Here is a 7,201-nt window from a genome sequence, read left to right as displayed (position 1 = left end):
GACGCGGCGAAGACCCGGCGGAAGAGCGCGGTCTCCGGCGACGGCGGCGAGCGGCGGCTGCGTGGCTACTCCGGGCCGGGCCCGGACCCGCGCGACCCGCAGCCGCTCGGCGTGGTGCTGGAACGGCTGATGAAGGCGCGCGGCTGGCAGCAGCCGGCCGCGGAGGCGACCGTCTTCGGCGCCTGGGAGAAGGTCGTCGGGTCGGAGATCGCCCAGCACAGCCGCCCGGTCAAGCTGGAGGACGGCGAGCTGACCGTGGAGGCGCGCTCGACGGCCTGGGCCACCCAGCTGCGGCTGCTCGCCGGCTCGCTGCTCAAGCGGATCGCCGGCGAGGTGGGCCACAACGTGGTGCGCAAGCTGCACATCCACGGCCCGGCGGCTCCCTCCTGGTCGAAGGGGCCGCGGCGGGTCCGGGGCCGCGGCCCGCGCGACACCTACGGCTGAGCCCGGGTCACCGCTCGGCGCGGCGGGCCTCGCGCTCGGCGCGCTTGCGTTCCCGCTGCTCGCGGCTCCACCGCTTACGGTTCTCCAGGTCCCGCTTCCACGCCTCGCGGGCCTGGGTGGAACCGCCCTGCACGGCACCCGGCACCCCCTCGGCCGGGCCGGCCAGGTACTTGTAGGCCCAGGCCCACAGCCTGCCGCCCTCGCCGGGAGCCCGCTGCCGCTTCTCCTCGCTCATCGCGCCCGACCTCTCCTCGATGGTTTGCGCCCCAACGATTGGCGCCCCAATGATTGGTACGATAGCAACGACCACGAGGAGGCCGATCGGTGCGTGACCAGTTGGACGGGGATCCGCTGGCGCTGGAGCAGCAGGTGTGTTTCGCCCTCTCCGTCGCCGCGCGCGGGGTCGTCGCCGTCTATCGGCCGCTGCTGGAGCCGATGGGGCTGACCCACCCGCAGTACCTGGTCATGCTCGCGCTGTGGCAGCACGCGCCGCTGTCGGTCCGGGAGCTCAGCCGTCTGCTCCAGCTCGATCCGGGCACGCTGTCGCCCCTGCTCAAGCGCCTGGAGACGGCGGGCTACCTGCGGCGCGAGCGGGACGCCGCGGACGAGCGGAGCCTCGCCGTCACGCTCACCGCCAGCGGTCAGGCCCTGCGCGCCCGCGCCGAGCAGATCCCGCCGACGATCGTGGAGCGGCTCGGCATGCCGATCGAGGAGCTGCGGCGCCTGCACACGATGCTGACCGAGGTGATCGGCGCGGCCAACCGCGCCACGACCGGCGGCACCCCCGCCGCGCCGGGCCCGACGACTTCCTGACGACGCCGGCGACCCGCCCGGTCAGGTCGACGGGGCGGGTCGGGCCGGCGCGGGATCAGGCGTCGGCGTAGACGGCGAAGCCGCGGTCGGCGCAGCGGCGGTAGAAGGCGGCCAGCACGCCCAGCTCGGCGCAGGTGAAGTCCCACTGCGGCGGGTTGCCGCTCTCGTCGCGCAACGCGTCGAGCCGGGTGCCCAGCCAGCGCAGCTGCTGCTCGGCGAGCCGCCCGTCGGCCAGCAGCGAGCGGAGCACCTCGCTGACCGACTCGAAGGTGACCGTCTCGCCGAACGGCCGGTGCTGGGCGACGAACTTCTCCACGCCGCCGGCGATCCAGGAGCACCCGTCCGGGTCGATCACCGGGTCCTCGTCCTCGGCGGCGGCATCAGTGGCGTAGAGCACATTTTCCAGGCCGAGGATCAGGTCGACCAGTTCGGTGTAGGCGGTCGCCCGGACCGTCCCCGTCTTGGCGATGTGTTCGGCGAGCGCCGCAGTAGGTGCGGAGATCTGCGGGATGTCCACGATCTCCCCGAAGTCGACGAACTCGGCCGGCGCGACCGGATCGTAGAAGCGGCCGGTCCGCGGCCAGTGCACCGCGACGTTGTCCAGCCCCATCTGGCGTCACCCCTTGTGAGCACGTGTCGGATCGATCGGGTCGATCGTCCCGGTTACGGATGGTAAAGATCAAGCCGAGCACCGGTGGCGCCGCAAAGGTACGGTACGGCCGCTCTGCGCGCGACCCCCGCCCGGCCGTCGGTCCGGTCCGATTCCGTGGCGGCCCCGCCCTCGATCCCCCCTTGGCGTGTAGGGGGAGTCGCGGCCAGCGCGATTCGGGCCGCTACGGAGGTCTCAGACGCCGCGCAGGGGGTGCCGAGTGGCGTCTCTGTCGTCCGCGCACAGTAGGATTGACAGCGAGACGAAGACCCGACGCGGAGCGACGGACACGGGGGCCAGGGGGTCCTTGGTCAACGTACCGCGGCGGGTCGAGCCGATCGCGATCCGCGGGCAACCGCGGCGACCGGCGTACGCGATCCGTGACCTGGAGTTCCCGGGGGCGGTCCGTGCGCCGACGTCGCGTCCTGTCCGCCGAACCCGCGCCTCCGCGCCCTGGCGCGGCCGGCGCGAGAAAGTGGCCGAGGGTGGCAGCGCAGGACAAGCAGGAGTACGGCGCCGAGTCGATCACCGTCCTCGAGGGGCTCGAGGCGGTGCGCAAGCGGCCCGGTATGTACATCGGGTCGACCGGCGAGCGCGGTCTGCACCACCTCGTGTGGGAGGTCGTGGACAACGCCGTGGACGAGGCGCTGGCCGGCTACTGCGACACCATCGACGTGGTGCTGCTGGAGAACGGCGGCGTCCAGGTCACCGACAACGGTCGAGGCTTCCCGGTCGACCTGCACCCCAAGCTGAAGAAGCCGGGTGTCGAGGTGGCCCTGACCGTGCTGCACGCCGGCGGCAAGTTCGACGGCAAGGCGTACGCGGTCTCCGGCGGTCTGCACGGCGTCGGCGTCTCCGTCGTGAACGCCCTCTCCACCCGGATGGCAGTGGAAATCCACAAGTCCGGCTTTGTCTGGCGGCAGCAGTACTCCAACTCCAAGCCGTCGCCGCTGGAGAAGGGGGAGACCACCGACCGCACCGGCTCGGCGGTCTCCTTCTGGCCGGACCCGGACGTCTTCGAGACCGTCGACTTCGACTTCCAGACCATCTACCGGCGCCTGCAGGAGATGGCCTTCCTCAACCGTGGCCTCTCCATCCACCTGCTCGACGAGCGGGTCCCGGAGGGCGAGGAGGGCAAGCCGCGTGAGGTCACCTTCCTCTACAAGGGCGGCATCGCCGACTTCGTCCGGCACCTCAACGCCTCCAAGAACCCGATCCACAAGACGGTGGTCGAGTTCGGCGCCGAGGAGGAGGGCATGTCGGTCGAGATCGCCATGCAGTGGAACGAGTCGTACGGCGAGTCGGTCTACACCTTCGCCAACACGATCAACACCCACGAGGGCGGTACCCACGAGGAGGGCTTCCGGGCCGCGCTGACCAGCGTCGTCAACCGCTACGGCGCGGACAAGAAGCTGCTCAAGGGCGACGAGAAGCTCTCCGGCGAGGACATCCGGGAGGGCCTGGCGGCGATCATCTCGGTCAAGCTGGCCAACCCGCAGTTCGAGGGCCAGACGAAGACCAAGCTGGGCAACACGCCGGTGAAGAGCTTCGTGCAGCGGGTCTGCAACGAGTGGCTGGTCGACTGGTTCGACCGGAACCCGGCCGAGGCCAAGACCATCATCCAGAAGGCCTCCCAGGCGGCCCGGGCCCGGATCGCCGCGCAGCAGGCGCGCAAGCTGGCCCGGCGCAAGTCGCTGCTGGAGTCCGGCTCGATGCCGGGCAAGCTGGCCGACTGCCAGTCCACCGACCCGCGCGAGTCCGAGGTCTTCATCGTCGAGGGCGACTCGGCCGGCGGCTCGGCCAAGCAGGGGCGCGACCCGCGGACCCAGGCGATCCTGCCGATCCGCGGCAAGATCCTCAACGTGGAGAAGGCCCGGATCGACCGGGTGCTGAAGAACAACGAGGTCCAGGCGCTGATCACCGCGCTGGGCACCGGCATCCACGACGACTTCGACATCGAGAAGCTGCGGTACCACAAGATCGTGCTGATGGCCGACGCCGACGTCGACGGCCAGCACATCCAGACGCTGCTGCTCACCCTGCTTTTCCGCTTCATGCGGCCGCTGGTCGAACTGGGCCACGTCTACCTGGCCGCCCCGCCGCTCTACAAGATCAAGTGGAACAAGAAGGGCGACGACGCCCAGTACGCGTACTCGGACCGGGAGCGGGACGGGCTGATCGCCCTGCGCCAGCAGAAGAAGGCCAACGCCCGGCCGGACGACATCCAGCGGTTCAAGGGTCTCGGCGAGATGAACTACCCCGAGCTGTGGGAGACCACGATGAACCCGGCCACCCGCACCCTGCGCCAGGTCACGCTCGACGACGCCGCAACCGCCGACGAGCTGTTCAGCGTGCTGATGGGTGAGGACGTCGAGGCGCGCCGCTCGTTCATCCAGCGCAACGCCAAGGACGTGCGGTTCCTCGACATCTGACGGTGGTGGGCGGTCGCCGGGCGGTCCCCGGCCGACCCGCCGGTCCACAGAGTTATCCACAGCTTGGCCGGTTTCCACAGCCGTTATCCACAGCACGAAAACGACTCTGAGTCTGATAAGGGTTAACAGTGACCGATACTCCCGAGTCCATCCCGAACGAGCCGGAGATCCCGGAGACAACCGCGGCCGTCGTGGCGCACGACCGGATCGAGCCGGTCGGCCTCGAGGTCGAGATGCAGCGCTCGTACCTCGACTACGCGATGAGCGTCATCGTCGGGCGGGCCCTGCCGGACGTCCGGGACGGGCTCAAGCCGGTCCACCGCAAGATCCTTTACGCCATGTTCGACTCCGGCTACCGGCCGGACCGCGGCTACGTGAAGTGCTCCCGCGTCGTCGGTGACGTGATGGGCCAGTTCCACCCGCACGGCGACTCGGCGATCTACGACGCGCTGGTCCGGATGGCGCAGCCCTGGTCGCTGCGGTACCCGCTGGTGGACGGCAACGGTAACTTCGGCTCCCCGGGCAACGACCCGGCCGCCGCCATGCGGTACACCGAGTGCAAGCTCGACCCGCTGGCCATGGAGATGCTGCGGGACATCGACGAGGACACCGTCGACCTGCAGGACAACTACGACGGCCGGGCCAAGGAGCCCACCATCCTGCCGTCGCGGATCCCCAACCTGCTGGTCAACGGCTCCGAGGGCATCGCGGTCGGCATGGCCACCAAGATCCCGCCGCACAACCTGCGCGAGATCGGCGCGGCGGTGCAGTGGTGCCTGGAGCACCCGGAGGCGGACGAGGCGACCACCCTCGAAGCGCTGCTGGAGATCGTCAAGGGCCCCGACTTCCCCACCTACGGCCTGATCGTCGGCCAGGCCGCGATCCAGGACGCGTACCGGACCGGGCGCGGCTCGATCCGGATGCGCGCCGTGGTGGAGGTCGAGGAGGACAAGCGCGGCCGCCCCTGCCTGGTGGTCAGCGAGCTGCCCTACCAGGTGAACCCGGACAACCTGGCCGAGCGGATCGCCGAGCTGATCAAGGAGGGCAAGCTCGCCGGCATCGCCGACATCCGCGACGAGTCCTCCGGGCGTACCGGCATGCGGATCGTGCTCGTGCTCAAGCGCGACGCGGTCGCCAAGGTGGTGCTGAACAACCTCTACAAGCACACCCAGCTCCAGGAGACCTTCGGCGCCAACATGCTGGCCCTGGTCGACGGGGTGCCACGCACCCTCAACCTGGCCCAGTTCCTCCGCTACTACGTCGAGCACCAGATCGACGTCATCCGCCGGCGGACCGCGTTCCGGTTGCGCAAGGCCGAGGAGCGGGCGCACATCCTGCGCGGTCTGGCGAAGGCGCTGGACGCCCTCGACGAGGTGATCGCCCTGATTCGGCGCTCGCCCACGGTGGACGACGCCCGGCAGGGCCTGATCCGGCTGCTGGAGATCGACGAGATCCAGGCGACCGCGATCCTGGACATGCAGCTGCGCCGCCTGGCCGCCCTGGAGCGGCAGCGGATCGTCGACGACCTCACCAAGCTCGAGATCGAGATCGCCGACCTCAAGGACATCCTCGCCAAGCCGGAGCGGCAGCGGAAGATCGTCTCCGAGGAGCTCGGTGAAATCGTCGCGAAGTGGGGCGACGAGCGGCGTACGAAGATCGTGCCGTTCGAGGGCGAGGTCTCCATGGAGGACCTGATCGCCCGCGAGGACGTAGTCGTCACGATCACCCGCACCGGGTACGCCAAGCGGACCAAGGTCGACCTGTACCGCTCCCAGCGGCGCGGCGGCAAGGGCGTCAGCGGCGCCACCCTGCGGCAGGACGACATCGTCAGCCACTTTTTCGTATGCTCCACCCACGACTGGATCCTGTTCTTCACGAACAAGGGCCGCGTCTACCGGGCCAAGGCGTACGAGCTGCCGGAAGCCAGTAGGGTGGCCAAGGGCCAGCACGTGGCCAACCTGCTCGCCTTCCAACCGGACGAGCAGATCGCGCAGATCATCGAAATTCCGAACTACCAGGTGGCTCCCTACCTGGTACTGGCCACGAAGAACGGCCTGGTGAAGAAGACGCGGCTCGAGGAGTTCGACTCCCCCCGTTCCGGCGGCATCATCGCGATCAACCTGCGCGATGAGGACGAGCTGGTCGGTGCTGCCCTCGTCGCGCCCTCCGACGACCTGCTGATGGTGTCGAAGAAGGCGCAGGCCATCCGGTTCAACGCCTCCGACGAGGCGCTGCGGCCGATGGGGCGGGCGACCACGGGCGTGATCGGCATGCGCTTCACCGACGACGACGTGCTCCTGGCCATGGAGGTGGTTCGGGAGGGTCTGGACGTTCTGGTGGCCACGAACGGGGGATACGCGAAACGTACCCCGATCGAGGAATACCCGGTCCAGGGCCGGGGAGGTAAGGGCGTGCTGACTGCGAAGATCACCGAGCGACGCGGTGGTCTGGTCGGCGCGGTCGTGATCGACCCGGAGGACGAGCTGTTCGCGATCACGAGCAACGGCGGCGTCATCCGGACTCCGGTGAAGCCTGTACGCCGTACGCGTGACCGGAACACAATGGGGGTCAAGCTGATGGACCTCCCGGACGGCGTGACTATCGTGGCGATTGCTCGCAATGCCGACGAGCCTGACGAACAGGACTAGTTGAATGACGGAGACACAGGCGAAGTCGGGGAACAAGGGGACCTCGGCCACCCCGGTCGACGATGAGGCCGCCACGAGCGGCACACCGGCGGCCGGCCGCGCCGCCGTGGGCCGGGCGACCGTCCCCGCCGACGCGCCTGCCCCGAAGTTCACCCGGGCCCCCGGCATGGCACCGCCGCCCGGACAAGCCCGGGGAGGACTCGGGGGCGAGCGAG

The 7,201-nt window shown here is 69.7% G+C and carries 6 protein-coding genes and 1 pseudogene; 5 read left to right on the top strand and 2 right to left on the bottom strand.

The genetic code is table 11. From position 1 onward, the window contains the following. Nucleotides 1-444 (top strand): DUF721 domain-containing protein (locus JNW89_RS22190; RefSeq protein WP_238450082.1); only part of this gene is annotated, 444 nt, incomplete at its 5' end. Between the two features lie 7 nt (nucleotides 445-451). On the opposite strand, the gene JNW89_RS22185 is transcribed toward JNW89_RS22190, so the two are convergent. Next, entirely contained in the window at nucleotides 452-679 is a 228-nt protein-coding gene (locus tag JNW89_RS22185) for a hypothetical protein (protein WP_238450083.1), read from the bottom strand. Between the two features lie 89 nt (nucleotides 680-768). On the opposite strand from JNW89_RS22185, the gene JNW89_RS22180 reads away from it, so the two are divergent. Next, complete coding sequence (locus JNW89_RS22180; RefSeq protein WP_238450084.1) at nucleotides 769-1,257, top strand: MarR family winged helix-turn-helix transcriptional regulator; 489 nt, start codon at nucleotides 769-771, stop codon at nucleotides 1,255-1,257. A 55-nt stretch (nucleotides 1,258-1,312) separates the two neighbouring features. Here the strand turns inward: JNW89_RS22180 and JNW89_RS22175 are convergent, their stop codons facing one another. Next, nucleotides 1,313-1,867, bottom strand: a complete 555-nt coding sequence (locus JNW89_RS22175) for a hypothetical protein (protein ID WP_238450085.1) — start codon at nucleotides 1,865-1,867, stop codon at nucleotides 1,313-1,315. Between the two features lie 524 nt (nucleotides 1,868-2,391). On the opposite strand from JNW89_RS22175, the gene gyrB reads away from it, so the two are divergent. From gyrB to JNW89_RS22160, 3 genes and pseudogenes are all read left to right on the top strand, one after another. After that, nucleotides 2,392-4,338: a DNA topoisomerase (ATP-hydrolyzing) subunit B gene (gene gyrB / locus JNW89_RS22170; RefSeq protein ID WP_238450086.1), complete on the top strand. Its 1,947-nt coding sequence runs from the start codon at nucleotides 2,392-2,394 to the stop codon at nucleotides 4,336-4,338. 128 nt (nucleotides 4,339-4,466) lie between these two features. Then, on the top strand, nucleotides 4,467-6,986 hold the full coding sequence (gene gyrA / locus JNW89_RS22165; RefSeq protein ID WP_238450362.1) for a DNA gyrase subunit A: 2,520 nt from the start codon (nucleotides 4,467-4,469) through the stop codon (nucleotides 6,984-6,986). A gap of 4 nt (nucleotides 6,987-6,990) precedes the next feature. Continuing rightward, nucleotides 6,991-7,201 (top strand): annotated as a pseudogene (locus JNW89_RS22160) (hypothetical protein); the annotation flags it as partial.

This window comes from Micromonospora sp. 4G55, assembly GCF_016803375.1.
The sequence above is the reverse complement of the archived record's forward strand: the minus strand, read 5'-3'. Positions and strand labels throughout refer to the sequence as shown.